Genomic DNA, 23,393 nt, shown 5'->3' with positions numbered 1-23,393 from the left:
ACGGTCCTCCCCGTCTCCCGCTCCGTCAAGGACGATCACCCTTCCGGGGGCGGGACCTCACAGCACCCCGCCCCCGGAAGAATTAGATGCAGCCAGCAGTAGTTAGCTGGGCTAATTCATCGCGTGTGATGGCGTGTGATGGCGCGTGTACGCCCATGCTCTCCGTGCGCACTTCGCGCGCTGGTCACTGATCGAGCGGCACGGACTTGCGCAGCGGATCGCGCAGGTCCGTTCCGCTGTTCAGCCACTTCTCCTCGAGGGCGGCAGCGCCGTGCACCCGCTTCCACGCCGCCTCGTTCTGCGTCATCGGCAGCAGCGGCAGGAACCGTACGGGATCCAGCGGATCGTCCAGTTCCAGGTCCTCCACGAGGCCCCCGGACTCCGCGACGAGCACCGACGTGAACGGGGCGCCGGGCCACAGGGGTTCGCCCACGTCGAGCGAGGCGCCCGCGGCCACGACGACACCCTCGACCTGTGGCGACGCGGCGAGTACGGCGAGCCGGCGCAGCACCTTGTCGGTGTCGGCGCGGCCGGTGCGCACCGACAGCACGAGTTCCGCGCGCGGGCCCTTGAGCGGGTCGGCGAGCGCGGACGTCGGGTCGGCCATGGGGGCGGCCGACATGCCGAGCGTGGCGTAGCGCACGAGGCCGGTGTCCGCCGCGTCCGTGAAGCGCAGCACCTCGATGCGGTCGGTGCCGAGAAACGTGACCGCGGCGCGCGCGTCCGGTTCACCGAGGGCCGTACGGAGTCGGGCCTCGACCAGAGCAAGAACATCTCCCATGTCGCGAGCATAGAACTCGTATCCCATGGGTAGAGGGTGGGCTCGCTTCTTCAGTCGGCTGATAGTCTTGGCCGCTGGCAGGGGCAGCACGCCAAGCGTTGCTTTCAAGCCCCTGGCCACTATGCGTCCCCTGCGAGGGATGAGACGTCGTCCCTCACGGGGGACCGGCTGGAGGAGGTGGGGCTGCAATGGACCGAAGTCGACCGTGCAGTACCACCCGCTCTTCCGGCCACTGAGCCGCATTTTCCCGGCTTTCCGCGCACGCTCCAGTCTGTCTGCGCACCACGGAAGAGCACTTCGTTTCCGCCTGATCTGAATCAGTAGCGAAGCCGCCACCGCGCCGGTCGCGGTGCTCCCCGCTTTGTGGACGTGCACACAGGATCCGCAGTCAGGACGTCCTCATTCCGGTTAGCGCCGACCCGTATGGCCACCGGCGGCTCCCGCCCGCGAAGGAGCCTGCCCATGTCGATGATCCGTGACCTGCGTGCCGCTGTCCGCCCCGCGCCCCGCGAGACCGGCAGCACGTCAGCCCCGTACGACACCACCCGCGACCCGTCGACGTCCACGGCCGTCGTCGACTGCGCCGTCTACCGCGACGGCGCCCGTGTCCACGACAACGACTGCCTGACGCCCGGCGGCGCGATCAGCAAGGCGCGCCGCGAGGGCGGCTTCGCCTGGATCGGGCTGCACGAGCCGACCGAGTCCGAATTCGCCGGTATCGCGGCCGAGTTCGGGCTCCACCCGCTCGCCGTCGAGGACGCCGTCCACGCCCACCAGCGCCCCAAGCTGGAGCGCTACGACGACACCCTGTTCACCGTCTTCAAGACCATCCACTACGTCGAGCACGCCGAACTCACCGCGACCAGCGAGGTCGTGGAGACCGGCGAGGTGATGTGCTTCACCGGGCGGGACTTCTTCATCACCGTCCGGCACGGCGGCCAGGGCTCGCTGCGGGCACTGCGGCACCGGCTCCAGGACGACCCCGAACTGCTCGCCAAGGGTCCGTCCGCCGTCCTGCACGCCATCGCGGATCACGTCGTCGACGGCTATCTCGCCGTCGCCGACGCGATGCAGGACGACATCGACGAGGTCGAGACGGACGTCTTCTCGCAGACGGGCAAGGGCGCTCCGCGCGGCACCGACGCCGGGCGGATCTACCAGCTCAAGCGCGAAGTCCTGGAGTTCAAGCGGGCGGTGGCACCGCTCCAGCGGCCCATGCAGCTGCTGAGTGAGCGGCCGATGCGGCTCGTCGACCCGGACATCCAGAAGTACTTCCGTGACGTCGCCGACCACCTCGCGCGCGTGCAGGAGCAGGTCGTCGGCTTCGACGAGCTGCTCAACTCCATCCTCCAGGCCAACCTCGCGCAGGCGTCCGTCGCGCAGAACGAGGACATGCGCAAGATCACGTCCTGGGCGGCGATCATCGCCGTACCGACGATGGTCTGTGGCGTCTACGGGATGAACTTCGAGCACATGCCGGAGCTCCACTGGCGGTTCGGCTACCCGCTCGTCCTCGGTGTCACGGTCGGCGCCTGTTACGCGATCCATCGCATCCTGAAGCGGAACGGGTGGCTCTGAACGCCCCGGCTACGCTTGCGCCCATGACAGACCAGGCCAGCCCCTCTCCCGAGCGCCACCCCTCAACGAGCCGCTCCGCGGCACCTCTGTTGATGGACCAGTCCCTCGTCGAGGAGGCCACCAAGAAGTCCGGCCTCATCTGGGTGCGGGGTGCCTCCGGCCCCGAGCGTGCCCTGTGGCACGTGTGGCACGAGGGCGCGGCGAACCTGGTCGGCGACGGGCCCGGCGAGCAGCCGCTGGCCGGCCTCACCGACGGCGGGGCGGCGGTCGTCACCGTGCGCAGCAAGGACAAGGGCGGGCGCCTCGTGGGCTGGACGGCCGCCGTCGTCGAGCTCGCCCCGCACTCCGAGGGCTGGGAGGCGGCTGTCGCCGAGCTGAAGGGCAAGCGCCTGAACGCGCCGGACGGCGAGGCGATGCCGGAGCGCTGGGCACGCGAGTGCCGGGTGCTCCGCCTGGAGCCGACGGGGTCCACGGTCCCGCCGTCGTCCGACGCGTCGGCCGCCGCGCCGCTCGCCACCACGGCGACCACCCGCCGCGAGGCCCCCGCGGCGCTCCCCCACCTCCTGCTCCGCCGCAAGCGGCGCGGGAAGTAAGGGCCCTTTCGAGGGGGCGTCAGGACGTCGGGAGCTGGGCCCCGTAGTCCACCATCTCGCCCTTGCCCGGCTCGCTGAGCGTGAAGTCCTTGCCCCAGTCGCTGAGTTGGAGCGTGCCGGCGCCGCCCGCCCGCTCCAGGCGCAGCGGGTACGGGGTGCCCTCGAGGGAGACGTCGAGCGTGCCGCCCGCGCCCTTGTCGCCGGTGAGTTCGACCGTGCGTACGCCGTCCGACGAGCCCCGGTCGCCCTTCTCCACCTTGCCGTGGAGCGTGAGCAGGCCGTCCAGGAGCGCGCCCTTGACGGTGAAGCCGCTCAGACGTTTGTAGGCCGGGTCGCCCTGCGGGACCTTGACGTACTTGCCGTCGAGCTTGTCCGCGGCGGCCGTGTCCCCGTGCGCCGTGCTGCCCGAACCCTTGCTGTCCTGGTGCGTCCAGAAGTCCGCGTCGGCCTTGAGGAAGAGATGCTCCTTGACCCGCAGCAGCTGGAAGGTCCGGCCGCCCGTCGTGACGGATCCCGTGCCGCCCTCGTCCTTGAGCCGCATGTCGATCTTGTACGAGTGTCCGCTGCTGACGACCGTGCCGGACAGACGCACGGCCCCGGCACCCTGCGCGGCCTTGACGGTGCGGCCCTGGATCTTCGGGGCGGTCAGTTTGGCGACGCCGTTCGTGCCCGCGTCCGGATCCTCGCCGCTGCACGCCGCGAGCCCGAGGCACATCACTCCCACCAGAAGAATCCCTTGGGAACGGCGGGCCAGGGGAAGTACGGTCACGGCTCGCGCTACCTCTCGTACGACGTCTTGCTCGGCGGCAGAACGGCAGCGTACCCGTGTCACCTGCGGTGAACGGAGCCAGTCCGTCCGGACGCAGCGCAAAGGCGCACGGGACCGGGACGGGCTAGCCTGAAGCACACCTTCAGGAAAAATGCGGATGTAAAGGAGGCGCGGCGCATGGCGGCAGGCGCCCCCCGGATCTTCGTCTCGCATCTCTCCGGCATCGCCGTCTTCGACCCCAACGGCGACATGGTGGGGCGCGTCCGCGATCTCGTCGCCATGCTGCGCGTCGGCCGCCGCCCGCCCCGGCTGCTCGGGCTGGTCGTGGAGCTCTCCACGCGGCGCCGCATCTTCCTGCCGATGACCCGCGTGACCGGCATCGAGTCCGGCCAGGTCATCACCACCGGCGTACTGAACGTGCGGCGCTTCGAGCAGCGGCCCACCGAGCGGCTCGTCCTCGGCGAGATGCTCGACCGGCGGGTGCGGCTCGTCGAGTCCGGTGAGGAGGTGACGGTCCTTGACGTCTCCGTCCAGCAGTTGCCGGCGCGCAGGGACTGGGAGATCGACCGGGTCTTCGTACGGAAGGGCAAGGGCGGCGGCGCGTTCCGCCGTGCCAAGGGCGAGACGCTCACCGTCGAGTGGTCGGCCGTCGACGGGTTCTCGCTGGAGGAGCACGGGCAGGGCGCCGAGAACCTCCTCGCCACGTTCGAGCAGCTGCGCCCGGCCGACCTGGCCAACGTCCTGCACCACCTCTCCCCCAAGCGCCGCGCCGAGGTCGCGTCGGCCCTCTCGAACGAGCGGCTCGCGGACGTCCTGGAGGAGCTGCCCGAGGACGACCAGATCGAGATCCTCGGCAAGCTCAAGGAGGAGCGCGCCGCCGACGTCCTGGAGGAGATGGACCCGGACGACGCCGCCGACCTGCTCGGTGAGCTGCCGGAGGACGACAAGGAACGCCTGCTCGCGCTGATGCAGCCCTCGGACGCGGCCGACGTGCGGCGGCTGATGGCGTACGAGGACAACACCGCGGGCGGTCTGATGACGACCGAGCCGATCGTGCTGCGGCCCGACGCGACCGTCGCCGACGCGCTGGCCCGGGTCCGCAACCCCGACCTCTCCCCCGCGCTGGCCGCGCAGGTGTACGTGTGCCGGCCGCCCGACGAGACACCCACCGGCAAGTACCTCGGCACGGTGCACTTCCAGCGGCTGCTGCGCGATCCCCCGTACACGCTGGTGTCCTCGATGCTCGACGAGGATCTCCAGGCCCTCGCGCCGTCCGCCGAGCTCCCGGTCGTCGCCGGGTTCTTCGCGACGTACGACATGGTGGCGGCGCCCGTCGTCGACGAGAGCGGCTCGCTGCTCGGCGCGGTCACCGTGGACGACGTCCTCGACCACATGCTGCCGGAGGACTGGCGCGAGCAGGAGTTCCACCTGGCCGACGCGGAGGTGGACCATGGCGCCGGCTGAGCGCGAGCGGGACGGCCGCCCCGAGGCCGCGCGGGCGCCGCGCTTCCGGCTCGACCTGCCGCGCCCCCCGCGCCGCAAACTGCTGCCCGACTACGACCCGGAGGCCTTCGGACGCCTCTCGGAGCGGATCGCGCGCTTCCTGGGGACGGGCCGGTTCATCGTCTGGATGACGGTGATCATCATCGCGTGGGTCGTGTGGAACGTCTCGGCGCCGGGCAGTCTGCGCTTCGACCAGTACCCGTTCATCTTCCTGACCCTGATGCTCTCGCTCCAGGCCTCGTACGCCGCTCCGCTCATCCTGCTCGCGCAGAACCGGCAGGACGACCGCGACAAGGTCAACCTCGAACAGGACCGCAAGCAGAACGAGCGGTCCATCGCCGACACCGAGTACCTCAGCCGCGAGGTCGCCGCCCTGCGCATGGGCCTCGGCGAGGTCGCCACCCGCGACTGGATCCGCTCCGAACTCCAGGACCTGCTCAAGGAGCTGGAGGACCACCGCGTCACCTTCCCGACCGGCTCCGCGGCCGACGCAGGTCACCGACGTGACGTAGACGACCGCTGACAGGGCTTTCCGGACACGGGTTACCGCGCCGTACTATCGGCGTATGGCTACGGAAGACGCGGTGCGCGAAGCACTGGCGACGGTGAACGACCCCGAGATCCAGCGACCCATCACCGAGCTGGGGATGGTCAAATCTGTGGAGATCGGCGTGGATGGCGCGGTCGCGGTCACCGTGTACCTCACCGTCTCCGGCTGTCCCATGCGCGAGACCATCACGAAGAACGTGACCGACGCGGTCGCGGCCGTCGAGGGCGTCACGCGCGTCGACGTCACGCTGGACGTGATGGGCGACGAGCAGCGCAAGGAGCTCGCCGCCGCGCTGCGCGGCGGCACGGCCGAGCGTGAGGTGCCCTTCGCCAAGCCCGGCTCGCTGACCCGTGTGTACGCGGTGGCGTCCGGCAAGGGCGGCGTCGGCAAGTCCTCGGTGACGGTGAACCTCGCGGCCGCGATGGCCGCCGACGGCCTGAAGGTCGGCGTCGTGGACGCCGACATCTACGGCCACAGCGTGCCGCGCATGCTGGGCGCCGAGGGCCGTCCCACCCAGGTCGAGAACATGATCATGCCGCCGTCGGCGAACGGTGTGAAGGTCATCTCGATCGGCATGTTCACGCCGGGCAACGCGCCGGTCGTGTGGCGCGGCCCGATGCTGCACCGCGCGCTCCAGCAGTTCCTCGCGGACGTCTTCTGGGGCGACCTGGACGTCCTTCTCCTCGACCTGCCGCCGGGCACGGGCGACATCGCGATCTCCGTCGCGCAGCTCGTCCCGAACGCGGAGATCCTCGTCGTCACGACGCCCCAGCAGGCGGCGGCCGAGGTCGCCGAGCGCGCCGGCTCCATCGCGGTCCAGACCCACCAGAAGATCGTCGGCGTCGTCGAGAACATGGCGGGCCTGCCGTGCCCGCACTGCGACGAGATGGTCGACGTGTTCGGCACGGGCGGCGGCGAGCGCGTCGCCGAGGGCCTCACGCGGACGACGGGGGCGAACGTCCCGGTGCTCGGCTCCATCCCGATCGACGTCCGGCTGCGCGAGGGCGGCGACGAGGGCAAGCCGGTGGTCCTCACCGACCCCGACTCCCCCGCGGGCTCGGCCCTGCGTGCCATCGCCGGCAAGCTGGGCGGCCGCGCGCGCGGCCTGTCGGGCATGTCGCTGGGAATCACCCCGCGCAACAAGTTCTGACCCGCTGGGCTTGAGCCGATGGGGCACGGTCATCGCGACCGTGCCCCATCGGCGTGCTCGGAGCCCCTACGCCTCGTAGGCGCCGATGTCCTTGATCATCGAGAATCCGAGGCCGTACGCGCTCATGCCGCGCCCGTACGCCCCCAGGTGCACGCCCTCCTGCGTCGACCCGGCGAGGACCCAGCCGAACTCCGACTCCCGGTAGTGGAACGGCATCGGGACGCCGTCCACCGGCAGGGACAGCGTCGTCCAGTCCGCGCTCTTGAGGTCGTCTGCGAGGGTCCACGCCGTCTCGGTCTGCTGGTCCAGCCAGTCGTCGCGCAGGGTGTGGTCCACCTGCCCCGGCCACGTGACGTTGAGCAGGCCGACTCCCGCGAGCCAGGCCGCCGAGGAGACCGAGGTCGCCTCAAGGACACCCGTACCGTCGGCGCTGCGCCGCACGGGGCTGGCGGCCACGGTCACCACGACCGCGAACCGCTCCTTGGCGTCCTTTCCCCCCGGTCCTTCGCTCCGCACGGTGGGCTCGTCGCCGTGTCCGATGGCACCGTGCTCGACGGCTCCCTCCGCCGAGGTGCCGACCTGCATCAGCCACCGCGGTCCCGTGAACGCCTCGTCGAGGCCGTACCACGGGAAGGGCGCCAGCAGGTAGCCGTCGACCGTGCGCCGGGCCGTCAGGACCTCGGGGGCCCCTTCCGCCGCGGGCGCCTGCGCGCCTACCCGACTCGTCGTCTCCATGTACCCGGCCGCCTCCTCGCTCAGTCGGACCGCGGCGGCCCACCCCCCTCGGGCGTCCTCGCCGCCGATCCGCGCAACAACAAGGCAGGATGCCACACCCGGGCAGGGCACCCCGGGTTCCGGCAGGTACGCGGGGCGGGTCGCCGGGGCGTCCGGGCGGGTCGCATGGCCGCTGGGCGGCGCGTCGCGAAGCCGTCGGGTTACGCAGGCGTCAGGTCGCGTCGGCGTCGTACGGCGGGTGGTCGTCCGCCGCCGGCTTCTCCGGCCTCTTCTGCATGTCGATCTTGGCGGGAGCCGCACCGGACGACGCGGCGGCGGACCCGGAGCCGGACGAGGACTCGTCCGCGCTCTGCACGGCCTCCGTGACCTCGGCCATCTCCTTCTTCAGGTCGAAGCCGTTACGGATCTCTTTCAGCCCGAGCTCGTCGTTGTCCAGCTGCTTGCGGATGAACGTCTTCGGGTTGAGGTCCTCGAACTCGAAGTCCTTGAACTCCGGCCCCAGTTCCTCACGGATGTCCCGCTTGGCGCTGTCCGAGAACTCGCGGATCTTACGGATCGTGCGCGTCACGTCCTGAATGACCTTCGGCAGCTTGTCCGGGCCGAAGACGAGCACGGCAAGAACGACGAGCGTCAGCAGCTCGAGTGGGCCTATGTCGTTGAACACCTTGCGCTCCTAGCGTGTCCTCAGGCCCGCAGCAGGTCTCCGTGGCAGGTCTTCCGGGTTCCGGACCGGGTCCACGGTACCCGGCGTTGCTGTCCGTCCGGTAGCCACTGGGCTACGTCTGGGCTCAGCCGTCGCACAAGCGCTTGCGGCCGGCGCTCCACCATGGCCCCGACGAGGCCCGGGACGGGCCTCGGCCTTGAGCCCGGCCCGGCCTCGCCGGAGGGCCGGGACGGGGCCATGGCGGAGCGCCTGCCGAGCGCCGTCAGTTGCCCGTCAGCTGCCGTCCGCGGAGCCGAGGACGAGGGTCACCTCGCGCTCCTTGCCGTCGCGTTCCACGGTCAGGGCAAGGCGGTCCTCGGGCCGGTGGGAACGGATCTTGACGATGAGTTCCTGGGCGGAGTGGACAGGCGCCCCGTCCACCGCGGTGACGACGTCGCTGCCCTTGATCCCGGCCTTGGCACCGGGGCCGCCCGGATTCACCGGCGAGCCGCCGTTGTTGCCCTTCGTGGCGACACGGGCTCCGTCACCCGAGTAGTCCATGTCGAGCGTGACACCGATCACAGGGTGGGTCGCGCGGCCCGTGTTGATCAGCTCCTCGGCGACGCGCTTGCCCTGGTTGATGGGGATGGCGAAGCCGAGGCCGATCGAGCCGGACTGGCCGCCCTCCAGGTCCGAGCCGCTGTCGGCGGAGCGGATGGCGCTGTTGATGCCGATGACGCGGCCCCGCGAATCGACCAGCGGGCCGCCCGAGTTGCCCGGGTTGATGGGTGCGTCGGTCTGCAGCGCGTCGACGTAGCTGATGTCGCTGCCGTCGCCCTTCTCGCCGCCGGCCGTGATGGGCCGCTCCTTGGCGCTGATGATCCCGGAGGTCACCGTGTTGGCCAGGTCGAAGGGGGCGCCTATGGCCACGACGGGGTCGCCGACCTGGACGTTCTCCGAGTTGCCGAGGGCGAGGGGCTTGAGCCCGCGCACGCCGGTGACCTTGACGACGGCGAGGTCGTAGCCGGAGTCGTGGCCGATCACCTCGGCCTTGGCGGTCTCGCCTCCGCTGAAGGTGACCGATATGTCACCGCTGCTGCCGGCCGGTTCGACGACATGGTTGTTGGTGAGGATGTGCCCCTGGGCGTCGAGGACGAAGCCGGTGCCGGTGCCCTGGGCGTCGGCACCGCTGACGTGGATCGTGACGACGCCCGGCAGGGCGCGGGCCGCGATCCCGGCGATGCTGCCGGGGTCGCGCTTCGCGGACTCGGCGTCGGCCTGCGGCAGTTCCACATCGGCGGACGAGCCGTCGCGCTCCAGATACGTGCCGACGAGACCACCGATCCCGCCCGCGACGAGCGCGACCACGGCGGTCCAGACGACCAGCAGCCGCCGCCCCCGCTTGGTCCCCCGCCGCCGCCCGTCCCTCGGAGCGGGCGCATTCCAGGGGTCGTACCGCTGCCAGGGCCCTCCGGGCGGGGGCGGGTTGATCCCGGGTCCGCCGGGGACCGTACCGGGCCCTTCCGGGCCACCCGCGAGCGGCGGGGCCCCATGGTGCGCCTGCTGTTCGACCGGTACCGCTGCGTGATCCGCCGGGTGCGGGCCGGGCTGAGCGGCCGCGGCAGGGTGCGGGGCGTACGGGGCGGCGTGGGGTATCGGTCCGCCGGCGTACGGCGGCGGTGTGCCGTGCTCCGGCGGCACGGGCGTGCCGTGGGCAGGGGACGGCATGGGCGTGCCCTGCGCGGGCGTGGCGGCGGCCGGGTGCTGCACCGGCGGCGCGGGCGCCCAGGGCCCGGGCTCACCGTAGGGCGGCGTGCCGTAGGGATCCGGCGCATGCAGCGGACGCGGCCGCGCCTGCGGCACGGCACCCTGATCAACCGTTACCGGTTCACTGGGCACCCCGTCAGATTCCTCGGCCACCACTGCATCAGCAACCGGAATGGGATCACTGGGATCACTGGGATCTTCAGCGGCCGGCACATCGCCAACGGCACCGCTGTCACCGGAACCCTCACCTGTACCGGCACCAGTGCCCGCAACCGACGCCCCGTCACCCGAAGCTTCACCGCTCCCGACGAGCACATCCGCGGTACCGGCTCCCGGCCGGGCCTCGGCCTCGGCCCCAAGATCCCCCGAGCCCGCCGCGGGCATCGCCGCCGGCTGGGCCAGCTCGAAGTCCCCGTCATCGCGCGGAGCACTCCCGTTGGGCCGGGGGCGGCTCCACCACTTCGCCTTTGTGGGCTTCCCCTCGTCCATCTTCCGCCGCTCTCCCCACACCTGGCCCGCGGCAACGACCCGCGGGCAGCCACACGGCGATCGCCCCAGTCGGACCGCCTGTCGGCGCCGCGCTCCGGGATCGCCCGGCGGGCGCGGCCGCTCACCATGGATTCAACCAGGTTCGCGGACCGGCGCGCAGAGGGCAGGGTCAGCGGGCGGAGGCCGTGGGCGTGCCGGAAGGCGACGCCGCGCGGGCCGCCTCGAGGCTGGACCCGGAGCTGGACTCCGGGCCCGGCCCGGGGCTTTCGAAAGCGGTGCCGACGCCGGACAGGGGCACCGCGGGGACGGATGCGGCGGGACGTATCAGCGGAGACAGCGTCTGGGTCCCGCTGAGGAGCGAGGCCGCGAGCGGGTAGACGGCGCTCTGCGCGCCCGGCTGCGTGGCCATGCCGGACAGCAGGGGTGCGCCCGACTCCGTGGCGGCGACCGGTGTGTTCAGCGCGCCGCCCGCTCGCTGTCCGAGCATCGACGACATGTTCCGGCGGCGCTGTGATTCGGCCGCCGTGGCGACGCCGGCGCTCTGGGTGCGCAGTGGCGTCGCGTTGCTGCCCGAACCGCCGCCCCGGACGTCACCGCCCCGGTCGGCGGGCACGCCGGTGGAGACGCCGCCGAGCGCGATCGCGGCGAGCGACACGGCACCCGCGGCGGCGAACGCGAAGCGGCGCCCGCGGGAGGCCGCGCGGTCGGCGTCACCGCGGCCGACCTCATGGATGCGGAAGCCGCGCTCCGCGGCGGGGGCGCTGGCGAGCAGTGCGTTGTGGCGGCCGGTCGGGGCGTAGCCGAAGGGGTCGGGGTCTACTCCGAAGACTCCGTTCCCGAACCCTCTGCCGCCGAGTCCTCCCCCGCCGAACGGGGTGCCGTCGCCGTGTTGTGAGTCGTCACCTCCCCCGGGGAGCCCCTGGAGGCGGGCCAGGAAACTCTCGGTGGGGGGCGGCGGTGCCGCCTCGGCGAAGACGCTCTTCAGTCGCCGCTGTGCGTCGGCCTCGGCCTTGCACTTCGGACAGGTGGCCAGATGGGCGAGTCCCCGCTCGCGGGCGTCATGGCCCAGCTCGCCATCGACAAGGGCGGCGAGCCGGTCTCCGAGGTGCTGCTCGGAGAGCTGCCGCTCGGCGGGGTCCGGACGTGATCCACTCACGCGGTCGTGCCCCCTCCTCCAAGCGCGGGAACACCCGTGGCCGCGAGCGAGCGGCGCTCGGCGCGTGCCTCGGGCGAGCGGTGCTGCAGGGCCTTGCGCAGCTGCGAGCGGCCGCGGTGGATCCGGCTGCGGACCGTGCCGAGCTTGACGCCCAGGGTCGCGGCGATCTCCTCGTACGAGAGGCCCTCGATGTCGCACAGGACGACGGCCGCACGGAATTCGGGCGCGAGGGTGTCCAGCGCCTGCTGGACGTCCGCGTCGAAGTGCGTGTCGTGGAAGACCTGCTGCGGCGACGGCTCGCGGCTCGGCAGGCGCTCGGCCGCGTCGTCCCCGAGGGCGTCGAAGCGGATGCGCTGCTTGCGGCGCACCATGTCCAGGAAGAGGTTCGTGGTGATGCGGTGCAGCCAGCCCTCGAAGGTGCCGGGCGTGTATGTCGACAGCGAGCGGAAGACGCGGACGAAGACTTCCTGCGTGAGGTCCTCGGCGTCGTGCTGGTTACCCGTCAGACGGTAGGCGAGGCGGTAGACCCGGCCGCTGTGCGTGCTGACGATCTCCTCCCAGGTCGGGGGAGTCCACGCCTGCGATTCCGCATCATCAGCAAAGGTCGCGGTCTGCGCGGGACGGGCGGCGTTGGAACGGTCAGCGGTGTTGGTCACGGATTTCAGCTCACCCGCCGACCTGAGAAAGCGCCGCAGCGCTCCTCCCCGATCCACAGGCGCAGCCGCACCTCCCCTATCGGCTCTGGTGGTGTCCAGTGGAGCCCCTACCATAGCCACCTCGCCCGTTAGCTCCGGATAAGCGTTTTTACTGAGATTTGCCTGAGGGCGCCGGGCGCTTCGCCTGCGCTGTTTGGTCTGTCGGTCCACCGGCCACCCCCGCGCTCTTTCCCACGCCGTTCTCTCCTGTCCTCTTAAACGCCCGGTCCCATCTGCGAGTTCCCGCCACCAACGGATACAGTCACGCGCAGGCAACCACGGGGACAGGAGAGGGCCATTACCGGCAACCGGCAGACGAGCTGGGCGTTCGCCGACGCCTTTGTCGCCGAGGACGACGCGCTGCGCTGGGCCCGGGACCGGGCCCGTGAGGCCGGCAGCCGCCCGGTGTCCCCCGGCGCGGGCGCCGCGCTACGGATGCTCGCTGCCACCGTGGGCGCCAAGGCGGTGGCCGAGATCGGCACGGGGACGGGGGTGTCCGGAATCCATCTGCTGCACGGCATGCGGCCCGACGGCGTCCTGACCACGGTGGATCCGGAGCCTGAGCGGCAGCAGTTCGCCCGGGAGGCGTTCCGCGCCGCCGGATTCGCGAGCAATCGGGCGCGTTTCATCCCCGGACGGGCCCTCGACGTGCTGCCGCGGCTCGCTGACAGCGGTTACGACCTCGTCTTCTGCGACGGCGACCGCACCGAGTGCCTCGACTACCTCGCTGAATCGTTGCGCCTGCTGCGTCCCGGCGGGCTCGTCTGTTTCGAGGGCGTCTTCGCCGACGGCCGGACGGTCGATTCCGGTCCCCAGCCGGTGGAGGTCCTGCGGATGCGGGAGCTGCTGCGGGCGGTGCGCGAGGCGCAGGATCTGGTGCCTTCGCTGCTCCCGGTCGGCGACGGGCTGCTCTGCGCCGTCAAGCGCTGACGCCGCGCCCCAGCCTCGTAAATGATCTTCTATATATGCTCTGACCTGCGGATACACGACTGCCCCGGCACCGCTTGCGGTACCGGGGCAGTCGACAGGTATGGTCGCTTCCGCGTTAGCCGACGACCTTCTTGAGGGCATCGCCGAGTGCATCGGCCTCGTCCGGAGTCAGCTCGACGACAAGCCGACCGCCGCCTTCGAGCGGAACGCGCATGACGATGCCCCGCCCCTCCTTGGTCACCTCGAGCGGGCCGTCGCCCGTCCGCGGCTTCATGGCCGCCATGCTCGTTCCCCTTCCTGAAACCAGCTCATCGCAGCCGACAACCCAGGTGTCACCGGCATCGAACACATTGCTTCTTGGCCATTATCCCGCATCGCAGGACCCGATGACCAACTTCGGTCTGCATCGCTTGCACAACGCGCTTGAGCAAAACCACTCAATTCGGCGATGTGACTGCGATACTGCGCCTCCTTCACGACTCCGCGGAGACATATTTCTTTGACGCAGGTCACATGCCCGGGCTCCGCCGCAGACCGTGATCTCCGTCATGCTGAGCACTGACGACGACCGAGCCGCACCAGTTGGAGGGTTCCATGGCCGACAGCGTTCTCTACGAGGTGAGCGACGGACTCGCGACCATCACGCTCAACCGCCCCGAGGCGATGAACGCGATGAACACCGAGTCCAAGGTCGCCTTCCGGGACGCGGCGCAGGCGGCCGCGGCGGACGGTGCGGTACGGGCCGTGCTGCTCACCGCCGCGGGCGACCGGGCGTTCTGTGTGGGCCAGGACCTGAAGGAGCACGTGGGCTCCCTGATGGCCGACCGCGAGGCGGGCACGGGCCGCACCATGAACACCGTGCGCGAGCACTACAACCCGATCCTGCGGGCCCTGACGCAGATGCCGAAGCCCGTCGTGGCCGCGGTCAACGGCGTGGCCGCGGGGGCCGGTTTCGGCTTCGCGCTCGCCGCCGACTACCGGATCGTCTCGGACACGGCCGCCTTCAACACGTCCTTCGCGGGCGTCGCCCTGACCGCGGACTCGGGGGTGTCCTGGACGCTGCCGCGCGTCGTGGGCCCCGGGCGCGCCGCCGACCTGCTGCTGTTCCCGCGCTCGGTGAAGGCGCAGGAGGCGTACGAGCTCGGGATCGCGAACCGGGTCGTGCCCGCGGCCGAACTGGCCGAGGAGGCGCGGAAGCTGGCGCGTTCGCTGGCCGGGGGTCCGACGCTGGCGTACGCGGCGCTGAAGGAGTCCCTCGCTTTCGCGGCGGGTCACACCCTGGACGAGTCGCTCGACAAGGAGGACGAACTCCAGTCGAGGGCGGGCGCGTCGGAGGACCACACCATCGCCGTGCAGGCGTTCATCGCCAAGGAGAAGCCCAAGTACCTGGGCCGGTAGGGCGCGTGCGTGGCCCGTGGCGTGTGTGACGTCCGTCCTCAGCGCTTGCGGGCCATGCAGTCCACCAGGTGGTCGTTGACCAGGCCGCAGGCCTGCATCAGCGCGTACGCCGTCGTCGGGCCGACGAAGCGCAGGCCGCGCTTCTTGAGCGCCTTGGACAGGGCCGTCGACTCGTCCGTGATCGCGGGTACGTCTGCGATGACGCGCGGCGCCGGGCGGGCGGCCGGGTCCGGGGCGTGCGACCAGATGAGGGTGTCGAGCTCGCCCTCGGGCCAGTCTGCGAGCACGCGCGCGTTGGCCAGCGTCGCGTCGATCTTGGCGCGGTTGCGGATGATGCCCTCGTCGCCGAGGAGCCGCTCGCGGTCGGTGTCCGTGAACGCGGCCACGTCGGAGATCTTGAACCCGGCGAACGCGGCGCGGAAACCCTCGCGGCGGCGCAGGATCGTGATCCAGGACAGGCCGGACTGGAACGCCTCCAGGGAGACCCGCTCGAACAGCGCGTCGTCGCCGTGGACGGGGCGGCCCCACTCCTCGTCGTGATACTTCACGTAGTCCTCGGTGGACAGGCCCCACGGGCAGCGCAGCGCCCCGTCCGGGCCCGGTACGGCGCCGCCGGCGCTCTCGTCGCTCACTGGTGGCCCTCTCCGGGGTGCCGGCCGAAACCGGGTCCCTGGGGCCGCATCTGGGCCCGCGCGCCCGACAGGGCGGTCTCGAGGTCGGAGATCCGCTGGTCCCGCTCGGCGAGCTCGGCGCCGAGCCGCCCGAGGGCGTCGTCCACCTCCGCCATGCGGTAGCCGCGCAGCGCGACGGGCAGGCGCAGGGCCTCCACGTCGGCGCGGCCGACGGGCCGGTCGTGGGGCAGCGGGTCGGTGAAGTGCTCGGGCGGCGCCTCCGGGAGCGCCCCGCCCTCGCCGCCGCCGAGCACGGCGAGCGTCACCGCGCCGACGACCACGACGAGCGCGACGACCAGAAACAAGAACATGACCATCTTCGCTGTCCCCTGGCTCGAAGCCCGGATCCGGTCCCGATCCCGGTCCGGAAACTGTCAGGGTCCGATCGTGCCATGAGGGTGTGACAGTTAAGGTCGCAGGCGACCGGTCGACAGGTTTCACAGCAGCCGCAAGGAGAGTCACAGGGGATGCTCAGGCTTGGCCCGCGCGAGTTCGGCGCACACGAGCCGGTGATCATGGCGATCGTGAACCGGACCCCTGACTCGTTCTACGACCAGGGTTCGACGTTCCACGACGAGCCCGCTCTCACCCGGGTCGAACAGGCCGTGGCGGAGGGCGCCGCGATCATCGACATCGGCGGGGTCAAGGCGGGCCCCGGGGACGAGGTCAGCGCCAAGGAGGAGGCCCGCCGCACGGTCGGCTTCGTGGCCGAGGTGCGCCGCCGCTTCCCGGACGTCGTCATCAGCGTCGACACCTGGCGGCACGACGTGGGCGAGGCGGTCTGCGAGGCCGGTGCCGATGTCCTGAACGACGCGTGGGGCGGCGTCGACCCCAGGCTGGCTCAGGTCGCGGCGCGTTACGGGAAGGGCCTGGTCTGCACGCACGCGGGCGGCGCCGAGCCGCGTACGCGCCCGCACCGTGTCACGTACGACGACGTGATGGCGGACATCCTGGATGTGACCGTGGGGCTCGCCGAGCGGGCCGTCGCGCTGGGGGTGCCGCGCGAGTCCGTGCTCATCGACCCGGGGCACGACTTCGGCAAGAACACCCGGCACAGCCTGGAGGCCACGCGCAGGCTGGGCGAGATGGTGGAGACGGGCTGGCCGGTCCTGGTGTCCCTGTCGAACAAGGACTTCGTCGGCGAGACGCTCGACAGGCCGGTCAAGGAGCGGGTGATCGGGACGCTGGCGACGACGGCGGTGTCGGCGTGGCTGGGCGCGCAGGTGTACCGGGTCCATGAGGTGGCCGAGACCAGGCAGGTGCTCGACATGGTCGCCGCCATCGCCGGCCACCGGCCCCCGGCGGTCGCCCGCCGAGGGCTCGCGTAGGCGCCTGTTCTCAGGGCCTTACTTGCCGACTTCCTTGGTCACGAGGGAGATCGCCTCTTCCACGTCGTCCGTGACGTGGAACAGGAGCAGGTCGGCCTCAGAGGCCTTGCCCTGGGCGATGACGGTGTTCTTCAGCCAGTCGACCAGGCCGCTCCAGTACTGCGTACCGAACAGGACGATCGGGAAGCGCGTGACCTTCGTGGTCTGGACGAGGGTGAGCGCCTCGAACAGCTCGTCCAGGGTGCCGAGGCCGCCCGGCAGGACCACGAAGCCCTGCGCGTACTTCACGAACATCGTCTTTCTGACGAAGAAGTAGCGGAAGTTCAGGCCGAGGTCGACGTACTGGTTGAGGCCCTGTTCGAAGGGCAGCTCGATGCCGAGGCCCACGGAGATGCCCTTGGCCTCGACGGCGCCCTGGTTCGCGGCCTGCATCGCGCCGGGCCCGCCGCCCGTGATGACCGCGAACCCGGCCTCGACGAGCGCCTTGCCGATGGCGACTCCGGCCGCGTACTCCGCCGAGTCCGGCTGCGTACGGGCCGAACCGAACACGCTGATGGCGGGCGGGAGTTCGGCGAGCGTACCGAAACCCTCGATGAACTCCGACTGGATGCGCAGGACCCGCCAGGGGTCGGTGTGCACCCACTCGGAGGGACCTTCGGAATCGAGGAGGCGCTGGTCGGTGGTGCCCGGCTGGACCTGGTCGCGGCGACGGATCACCGGGCCGAGCCGCTGCTCCTTGGGGCGCTTCCTGCCCTCGGGGTTGCTCATTCGCTGCTCCCTCCACTGCGTACGTGCAGCAAGGGTAGGTCTACGCGGGTTACGCGCGGGGGACCTCGGAGTGTCAGGCCGTGAGCCAGGAACGCAGACGTTCCTCGGCGGCGAGGATCTTGCGGGTGTCCACGTGCTCGTCCCTCTTGTGGGCGAAGATCGGGTCGCCGGGGCCGTAGTTCACGGCGGGGACGCCGAGCGCGCTGAACCGGGAGACGTCCGTCCAGCCGAACTTGGGGCGGGCCTTGCCGCCGACGGCCGCCATGAACGCGGCGGCGGCCGGGTGGTCGAGGCCGGGACGGGCGCCACCGGTGTGGTCGTCGACCACGTAGTCGTCGATGTCGCAGCCGGCGAAGAAGTCCCGGACGAAGGCCTCGGCCTCCTCGGCGCTGCGGTCGGGCGCGTAGCGGAAGTTGACGGTGACCGAGCAGGCATCGGGGATGACGTTGGTGGCGACGCCGCCCTCGATGCGTACGGCGTTGAGGCCCTCGTGGAACCGGAGTCCGTCGACGACGGGCTTGCGGGGCTCGTACGCGGCGAGGCGTTCGAGGATGGGGGCGGCCTTGTGGACGGCGTTGGAGCCCATCCACGCGCGCGCGGAGTGCGCCCGCTCGCCCTTGGTCGTCAGGATGACGCGCAGGGTGCCCTGGCAGCCGCCCTCGACCTCGCCGTCGGTGCCCTCCAGGAGGATCGCGAAGTCGCCCTCCAGCCAGTCGGGGTGTGCTTCGGCCACATGCCCCAGACCGTTGAGGTGCGCGGCGACCTCTTCGTTGTCGTAGAAGACGAACGTGAGGTCGCGGTTGGGCTCGGTGACGGTCTGCGCGATGCGCAGCTGGACCGCGACGCCCGACTTCATGTCGCTCGTGCCGCAGCCCCACAGGACGCCGTCCTCGTCGAGGCGCGAGGGGACGTTGTCCGCGATCGGGACCGTGTCGATGTGCCCGGCGAGGATGACCCGCTCGCCGCGCCCCAGGTTCGTCCGCGCGACGATGTTGTTGCCGTACCGGTCGACCGTGAGATGCGGCAGGGCGCGCAGGGCCGTCTCGATGGCGTCGGCGAGGGGCTTCTCCTGCCCGCTCGGCGACGCGAAGTCGACCAGCTGGGCGGTGAGCAGCGCGGCGTCCCGCGTGAGGTCAAGGGCGGTGAGGTCCATGGCGTCGACCCTAATGCCCGGCGGCCGGGGCGTGTCCGCCACGTCCCGTCGTCCGCCCGGAGGGCGGGCCGGGCGGCGCGTGGTGCGTGCGATCGCAAGGCGCCGGAGAGTCCTCGTAGCGGAGGGACTTTTCGGTAACGCGGCGAGCGTGCGTGCCAGACGCCGCCCGGCAGGCGGGACTTTGCGGACACGCCCCGAGGCCCTGTCGGTGGCCTCCAGTACCTTGGACGCGTGCCTGAGCCCCCCACCCTCGTCCGGCGCGGCCGCCTCCTCCGTATCGGGGCGGCCGTCGTGGTGCTGCTCGCTGTCGCCGCGTATCTGATCGTCCAGTACGTCTCGGGCGGCAGACCGGCCCCGCGCTGCACGGTCGTCTCGGGGAACGGCGACGGCGCGTCCTACGTGTTCACCTCCGAGCAGGCGGTGAACGCGGCGACGATCTCGGCCGTCGGCACCTCGCGCGGCATGCCCGAGCGCGCCGTCACGATCGCGCTCGCGACCGCGCTCCAGGAGTCGGGCCTGCGGAACATCCACCACGGCGACCGCGACTCGCTGGGCCTGTTCCAGCAGCGCCCGTCGGAGGGCTGGGGCACGCAGGCGCAGATCATGGACCCGGTGTACGCGGCGGGGCGGTTCTACGAGCACCTGGACAAGATCCCGGGCTATTCGCGGCTGCCCCTGACGGTCGCCGCGCAGCGGGTGCAGCGCAGCGGCTATCCGCAGGCGTACGCGAAGCACGAGCCGGACGCCACGCTGCTCGCCGCGGCGCTGACGGGCCGGGCGGGTGCCTCGCTGACCTGCGAGGGGCGGCCGAGCGGCACGGAGGTCAGGAAGCCGGGCGATCCGGCGAAGGTGCGGGCGGCGCTGGCGCGTGACTTCGGGCGCGGGGTGTCGCCGGCGGCGGGCGCGGGCGGACACGACGTGACCGTGCCGGTGCCCGCCACGGTGGACTCGGCCGAGGGCGGGGAGCGGCAGCGCGGCTGGGAGCTGGCGCACTGGGCGGTGGCCAACTCCTCGGCGCTGCGCATCGAGCGGGTGTCCTACGCGGGCCGCGACTGGATCGCGGGCGACGACGGCGGCAAGTGGAGCGGGGCGGTGGCGCAGGCCGCGGCGGGGACCGAGAAGGGCCTCGGAGAGGTCCGGATCGTCACCGCGCAGTAGTGCGGTTGATAGCTCGATCGGGCGATGTACGTCAGCCGAGGGCGACGTACATCGCGGTTCTTCGCAGGACCCGTGGGCATATGCGGAAATCCCTTGTGGGCAAAGGGGCGTAGGCGTTTTACGACCTCGCGGAGTGCGTGGCGTTTGCCCGTTTTTCGCCGCAGTTGATAATGCGACACATTGCCAACTCTTTACGTTGCGCGAGCGAAACCTTCGCGACCTTCGAGCGGTAGTCACTGCGTCCGAGCGCCGGGCACCCGACGCCGGACACCACCGTTCTCTCCCGTCTAAGGAGCATCAATGTCCCTCCCCCTGACCCGCCGGATCGCCCGTGCCGCGCTGCTGATCGCAGCGGGAGCGGCTCCCGTGGTCGGAGCGGCCGGATCCGCGAGCGCCGTAGACCTCCCGGCCACCCCGAACGTGGGCGGCCTCACCGCGCTCGACGGCGCGAACGTCGGCAACACCGTCGACGGCGCCGCCCAGAACGTCAGCGGCCTCGCTGGCGACACGGGCAGCAAGGCCGTGAAGAAGGCCGTGCCGACCGCCGGCAAGGCCGTGGGCCGGAGCGCCAGGACGGCCACCCCCGCCGCTCAGAAGGCGGCCGGTGACGTCGCGGGCAGCGCCGGTGACGTGGTCGGCCAGACCGCGGGCACGGCCACCGACGGCGGCCTCCCGACCGACGCGCTCGGCAGCGGCCTGCCCACCGGCGCGCTCCCCGCCACGGGCGAGCTGCCGACGCAGGGCCTGCCGCTCGGCTGAGCATCCGGCACACAGTGAATGGGGGCGGGGAGCCTGTGACGACAGGCTCCCCGCCCCCTTCGCTGTGCCGTGAGCCCCGGCCTCAAGCTCCCCGGCTCAGGCGCCCAGGCTCAGGCGCTCAACCGCCGCGGCCACGCGCTCGTCGCTCGCCGTCAGCGCCACGCGGACGAAGCGCTCGCCCGCCGGCCCGTAGAAGTCGCCGGGCGCGACCAGGATCCCCAGCTCCGCCAGGTGCGCCACGGTGTCCCAGCAGGACTCGTCGCGCGTCGCCCACAGGTAGAGGCTCGCCTCGCTGTGCTCGATGCGGAAGCCGTGCTTGACCAGGGCCTCGCGCAGGGCCGTGCGGCGGGCGGCGTAGCGCCCGCGCTGCGCCTGCACGTGCTCGTCGTCGCCGAGGGCCGCGACGACGGCCGCCTGCGTCGGGGCGGACGTCATCATGCCCCCGTGCTTGCGGATCTCGAGCAGGTCGCCGAGGACGGCGGCGTCGCCGGCCAGGAAGGCGGCCCGGTAGCCCGCGAGGTTCGACCGCTTCGAGAGCGAGTGGACCGACACGATCCCCTCGTACGAGCCGCCGCAGACGTCCGGGTGCAGGACCGAGACCGGGTCGGCCTCCCAGCCGAGCTCGATGTAGCACTCGTCGGAGAAGACGAGGATGCCGTGCTCGCGCGCCCAGGCGACGATCCGGGTCAGCTCGTCCTTGGACAGGACGCGGCCGGTCGGGTTCGAGGGCGAATTGAGCCACAGGAGCTTGATCCCCGTCGGGTCGAGCTCTGTCGGGTCGTCGTAGGAGACGTGGTCCGCGCGGGCCAGGCGGGCGCCGACCTCGTACGTCGGGTAGGCCAGGCGCGGGTGGGCGACCTTGTCTCCGGGGCCGAGTCCCAGCTGCGTCGGGAGCCAGGCCACGAGCTCCTTGGAGCCGACGATCGGCAGGACGTTGCGGTGGGTGAACCCGCGCGCGCCGAGGCGCCGCTCGCTCCAGCCCACGAGCGCGTCCCGCAGCTCGGGCGTGCCCCACACCGTGGGATAGCCGGGCGAGTCCGCGGCCGCGATCAGCGCTTTCTGGATCAGCTCGGGCACCGGGTCGACCGGCGTGCCGACGGAGAGGTCGACGATCCCGCCCTCATGGGCGGAGGCCGTCTTCTTGTACGGCTCGAGCTTGTCCCAGGGGAACGTGGGAAGGCGGTCGGAGACTGCGGACACCTGGCTCACTTCTTTCGTACGTGTCTCTCGTACGTGCATGCGTACTTGGGGTAAACGCCTCGGTCCCGTACGGCGGGTGTGCCGTACGGGACCGGGGCGGTGCGATGTGCGGCCGCTTACTGGTTCTGCGGCGGAAGCGCGGCGATGAAGGCGTGGTCGCGCTCGATCAGGCCGAGCTTGCTGGCGCCGCCGGGCGAACCGAGCTCGTCGAAGAACTCGACGTTCGCCTTGTAGTAGTCCTTCCACTCTTCGGGAGTGTCGTCCTCGTAGAAGATCGCCTCGACCGGGCAGACCGGCTCACAGGCTCCACAGTCGACGCATTCGTCCGGGTGGATGTACAAGGACCGGGAGCCCTCGTAGATGCAGTCGACCGGGCACTCCTCGATGCACGCCTTGTCCTTCACGTCGACACAAGGCTGCGCGATGACGTAGGTCACGCTGTCGTTCCTCCTCGGTAGGGCGCGGCGGGCCGATCTGCGGCTCGTCCGCGTGGCGCGCGGGAGCGCGGCGTCGTCGATGCCCGCCCCTAGTATCTCCGTTCCTGGGCATGATCCGAACAGGAGGGGTGGACCGAGCTGTGGAATTCACTGCGGGCGGACGGCTCGAGCTTCGCTTGACGGCCTCTGACGTGGGAAAACGCGTCTCTGTGCGACGACTGACCGAGGTCGGCTCGCCGGGTGCGAAGTTCACCGACACGGTCGGAGTTCTCACATCGTGGAACGACGGTGTGCTGCTCATCACAAAACGGGACGGAGGGCAGGTCCGCATTCCGGAATCGTCGCTGGTCGCGGGCAAGGTCGTGCCGGCCGCGCCCGCCCGGCGCCGCGGGCCCGCCGCGTCGTACGAGGAGCTGGCGCGGGCTGCCGCGCGCGCGTGGCAGCCGGTGGAGAGCGAGCGGCTCGGCGGCTGGGAGCTGCGGGCCGCCGGCGGGTTTACGCGGCGGGCCAACTCGGTGCTGCCGCTGGGCGATCCGGGGCTCCCCCTCGACGAGGCGCTCACGCGCGTCCGTGCCTGGTACGAGCGGCGCGGACTGCCCGCGTACATCCAGACCGCGACCGGCGCCGAGGGCACGCAGGAGCTGCTGTGCGCGGAGCTGGAGGCGCGGGGGTGGGTGCGTGAGGTCAGTGCGGAGATGTGGGTGGGCGGGCTCGCGCCGGTCGCGGACGGCGTGGACCTCGGCGACCGGGTCGGGCTGACGCGGGAGCCGGACGAGGCATGGCTCGGCCGGTATCAGCGCAAGGGCGCGAGCGAGGTGGCCCTGAAAGTGCTGACCACCGGGCCTTCGGTGTGGTTCGCGACCGTGCCGGGAGACGGCGGGGAGCCCGACGCGATCGGGCGGTGCGTCGTGGACGGGCGGTGGGCCGGTTTCGCCGCGGTCGAGGTGGCTCCGTCACGGCGGCGCGAGGGCCTGGCGTCGGCCGTGATGACGGCGCTCGCGCGCCGCGCCCTTGAGGAGGGCGCGTCGGCGGCCTGGCTCCAGGTGGAGGCGGACAATGAGGGGGCACGGGCGCTGTACGGGCGGCTCGGCTTCGCCGCGCACCACGCGTACCACCACTATCGCGCCCCGGATCCGGACCGGGACCCGGATCCGGATCCGGATCCGGCCGGACACTGAGCGA

At 71.5% G+C, this 23,393-nt stretch carries 25 protein-coding genes; 11 read left to right on the top strand and 14 right to left on the bottom strand.

Going from position 1 to position 23,393, the window contains the following annotated elements; genetic code table 11:
* Positions 1-184: 184 nt before the first annotated feature.
* Positions 185-781: a suppressor of fused domain protein gene (locus ACWIGU_RS32445; RefSeq protein WP_454405234.1), complete on the bottom strand. Its 597-nt coding sequence runs from the start codon at positions 779-781 to the stop codon at positions 185-187.
* A gap of 462 nt (positions 782-1,243) precedes the next feature.
* On the opposite strand from ACWIGU_RS32445, the gene ACWIGU_RS32440 reads away from it, so the two are divergent.
* Both ACWIGU_RS32440 and ACWIGU_RS32435 read left to right on the top strand, forming a co-directional pair.
* Positions 1,244-2,359, top strand: coding sequence for a magnesium and cobalt transport protein CorA (locus tag ACWIGU_RS32440; RefSeq protein ID WP_454405232.1), 1,116 nt, complete (start codon positions 1,244-1,246; stop codon positions 2,357-2,359).
* A gap of 92 nt (positions 2,360-2,451) precedes the next feature.
* Positions 2,452-2,952, top strand: a complete 501-nt coding sequence (locus ACWIGU_RS32435; RefSeq protein WP_454405329.1) for a hypothetical protein — start codon at positions 2,452-2,454, stop codon at positions 2,950-2,952.
* Between the two features lie 19 nt (positions 2,953-2,971).
* On the opposite strand, the gene ACWIGU_RS32430 is transcribed toward ACWIGU_RS32435, so the two are convergent.
* Positions 2,972-3,721 (bottom strand): hypothetical protein, encoded by a 750-nt coding sequence (locus ACWIGU_RS32430; RefSeq protein WP_454405231.1) that lies wholly within the window; start codon positions 3,719-3,721, stop codon positions 2,972-2,974.
* A 177-nt stretch (positions 3,722-3,898) separates the two neighbouring features.
* On the opposite strand from ACWIGU_RS32430, the gene ACWIGU_RS32425 reads away from it, so the two are divergent.
* From ACWIGU_RS32425 to ACWIGU_RS32415, 3 genes are read left to right on the top strand one after another with little or no spacing between them, the layout of a single operon-like run.
* On the top strand, positions 3,899-5,185 hold the full coding sequence (locus ACWIGU_RS32425) for a magnesium transporter MgtE N-terminal domain-containing protein (protein ID WP_356276912.1): 1,287 nt from the start codon (positions 3,899-3,901) through the stop codon (positions 5,183-5,185).
* Positions 5,172-5,747 carry a DUF1003 domain-containing protein gene (locus ACWIGU_RS32420; RefSeq protein WP_454405230.1) on the top strand — a complete coding sequence of 192 codons (576 nt, stop codon included), beginning with the start codon at positions 5,172-5,174 and terminating at the stop codon, positions 5,745-5,747. Before ACWIGU_RS32425 ends, ACWIGU_RS32420 begins: the two co-directional genes overlap by 14 nt.
* 43 nt (positions 5,748-5,790) lie before the next feature.
* On the top strand, positions 5,791-6,924 hold the full coding sequence (locus ACWIGU_RS32415) for an Mrp/NBP35 family ATP-binding protein (protein WP_454405229.1): 1,134 nt from the start codon (positions 5,791-5,793) through the stop codon (positions 6,922-6,924).
* 66 nt (positions 6,925-6,990) lie between these two features.
* Here the strand turns inward: ACWIGU_RS32415 and ACWIGU_RS32410 are convergent, their stop codons facing one another.
* The 5 genes from ACWIGU_RS32410 to sigE form a co-directional block, all read right to left on the bottom strand.
* On the bottom strand, positions 6,991-7,659 hold the full coding sequence (locus ACWIGU_RS32410) for a hypothetical protein (protein ID WP_454405227.1): 669 nt from the start codon (positions 7,657-7,659) through the stop codon (positions 6,991-6,993).
* Between the two features lie 211 nt (positions 7,660-7,870).
* Positions 7,871-8,323, bottom strand: coding sequence for a sec-independent translocase (locus ACWIGU_RS32405; protein ID WP_454405226.1), 453 nt, complete (start codon positions 8,321-8,323; stop codon positions 7,871-7,873).
* A gap of 273 nt (positions 8,324-8,596) precedes the next feature.
* The gene (locus ACWIGU_RS32400) at positions 8,597-10,558 is read right to left on the bottom strand and encodes a trypsin-like peptidase domain-containing protein (protein WP_454405225.1); all 1,962 of its coding nucleotides are present in this window, start codon (positions 10,556-10,558) and stop codon (positions 8,597-8,599) included.
* A gap of 169 nt (positions 10,559-10,727) precedes the next feature.
* Positions 10,728-11,714 carry a zf-HC2 domain-containing protein gene (locus ACWIGU_RS32395; protein WP_454405224.1) on the bottom strand — a complete coding sequence of 329 codons (987 nt, stop codon included), beginning with the start codon at positions 11,712-11,714 and terminating at the stop codon, positions 10,728-10,730.
* Entirely contained in the window at positions 11,711-12,484 is a 774-nt protein-coding gene (sigE, locus tag ACWIGU_RS32390) for an RNA polymerase sigma factor SigE (protein WP_356276933.1), read from the bottom strand. The genes ACWIGU_RS32395 and sigE overlap by 4 nt, the downstream gene beginning before the upstream one ends.
* Positions 12,485-12,640: 156 nt before the next feature.
* Between sigE and ACWIGU_RS32385 the strand changes: the two genes are divergently transcribed.
* Positions 12,641-13,339, top strand: a complete 699-nt coding sequence (locus ACWIGU_RS32385) for an O-methyltransferase (RefSeq protein ID WP_454405328.1) — start codon at positions 12,641-12,643, stop codon at positions 13,337-13,339.
* Positions 13,340-13,454: 115 nt separating this feature from the next.
* Here ACWIGU_RS32385 and ACWIGU_RS32380 read toward each other — a convergent pair whose 3' ends face one another.
* Positions 13,455-13,622, bottom strand: coding sequence for a DUF3117 domain-containing protein (locus ACWIGU_RS32380; RefSeq protein WP_003966491.1), 168 nt, complete (start codon positions 13,620-13,622; stop codon positions 13,455-13,457).
* A gap of 311 nt (positions 13,623-13,933) precedes the next feature.
* Here ACWIGU_RS32380 and chcB point away from each other — a divergent pair, with 311 nt between their 5' ends.
* Positions 13,934-14,737 (top strand): 2-cyclohexenylcarbonyl CoA isomerase, encoded by an 804-nt coding sequence (chcB, locus tag ACWIGU_RS32375; RefSeq protein ID WP_454405223.1) that lies wholly within the window; start codon positions 13,934-13,936, stop codon positions 14,735-14,737.
* A 38-nt stretch (positions 14,738-14,775) separates the two neighbouring features.
* On the opposite strand, the gene ACWIGU_RS32370 is transcribed toward chcB, so the two are convergent.
* On the bottom strand, positions 14,776-15,369 hold the full coding sequence (locus tag ACWIGU_RS32370; protein ID WP_454405222.1) for a DNA-3-methyladenine glycosylase I: 594 nt from the start codon (positions 15,367-15,369) through the stop codon (positions 14,776-14,778).
* Positions 15,366-15,725, bottom strand: a complete 360-nt coding sequence (locus ACWIGU_RS32365; RefSeq protein WP_454405221.1) for a DivIVA domain-containing protein — start codon at positions 15,723-15,725, stop codon at positions 15,366-15,368. Before ACWIGU_RS32365 ends, ACWIGU_RS32370 begins: the two co-directional genes overlap by 4 nt.
* 150 nt (positions 15,726-15,875) lie before the next feature.
* Between ACWIGU_RS32365 and folP the strand changes: the two genes are divergently transcribed.
* A complete protein-coding gene (gene folP / locus ACWIGU_RS32360; protein ID WP_454405220.1) occupies positions 15,876-16,736 on the top strand; it encodes a dihydropteroate synthase in 861 nt (286 codons plus the stop codon).
* An 18-nt stretch (positions 16,737-16,754) separates the two neighbouring features.
* Here the strand turns inward: folP and ACWIGU_RS32355 are convergent, their stop codons facing one another.
* Both ACWIGU_RS32355 and dapE read right to left on the bottom strand, forming a co-directional pair.
* Complete coding sequence (locus ACWIGU_RS32355; protein WP_356276947.1) at positions 16,755-17,504, bottom strand: LOG family protein; 750 nt, start codon at positions 17,502-17,504, stop codon at positions 16,755-16,757.
* Positions 17,505-17,577: 73 nt separating this feature from the next.
* A complete protein-coding gene (dapE, locus tag ACWIGU_RS32350; protein WP_454405219.1) occupies positions 17,578-18,657 on the bottom strand; it encodes a succinyl-diaminopimelate desuccinylase in 1,080 nt (359 codons plus the stop codon).
* A 231-nt stretch (positions 18,658-18,888) separates the two neighbouring features.
* On the opposite strand from dapE, the gene ACWIGU_RS32345 reads away from it, so the two are divergent.
* Complete coding sequence (locus tag ACWIGU_RS32345) at positions 18,889-19,815, top strand: heavy metal transporter (RefSeq protein WP_454405218.1); 927 nt, start codon at positions 18,889-18,891, stop codon at positions 19,813-19,815.
* A 300-nt stretch (positions 19,816-20,115) separates the two neighbouring features.
* Positions 20,116-20,574, top strand: a complete 459-nt coding sequence (locus tag ACWIGU_RS32340; protein WP_454405217.1) for an ATP-binding protein — start codon at positions 20,116-20,118, stop codon at positions 20,572-20,574.
* 96 nt (positions 20,575-20,670) lie between these two features.
* On the opposite strand, the gene ACWIGU_RS32335 is transcribed toward ACWIGU_RS32340, so the two are convergent.
* Together ACWIGU_RS32335 and fdxA are read right to left on the bottom strand one after the other, a co-directional pair.
* Positions 20,671-21,774: a bifunctional succinyldiaminopimelate transaminase/glutamate-prephenate aminotransferase gene (locus tag ACWIGU_RS32335; protein ID WP_454405216.1), complete on the bottom strand. Its 1,104-nt coding sequence runs from the start codon at positions 21,772-21,774 to the stop codon at positions 20,671-20,673.
* 116 nt (positions 21,775-21,890) lie between these two features.
* Positions 21,891-22,211, bottom strand: coding sequence for a ferredoxin (fdxA, locus tag ACWIGU_RS32330; protein ID WP_030573070.1), 321 nt, complete (start codon positions 22,209-22,211; stop codon positions 21,891-21,893).
* A gap of 140 nt (positions 22,212-22,351) precedes the next feature.
* On the opposite strand from fdxA, the gene ACWIGU_RS32325 reads away from it, so the two are divergent.
* Entirely contained in the window at positions 22,352-23,389 is a 1,038-nt protein-coding gene (locus ACWIGU_RS32325) for a GNAT family N-acetyltransferase (RefSeq protein WP_454405215.1), read from the top strand.
* Positions 23,390-23,393: the final 4 nt, after the last annotated feature.

Source organism: Streptomyces sp. NPDC055400 (assembly GCF_053644375.1).
Note: the sequence above shows the minus strand (reverse complement) of the source record. Positions and strands in the feature narration are given on the sequence as shown.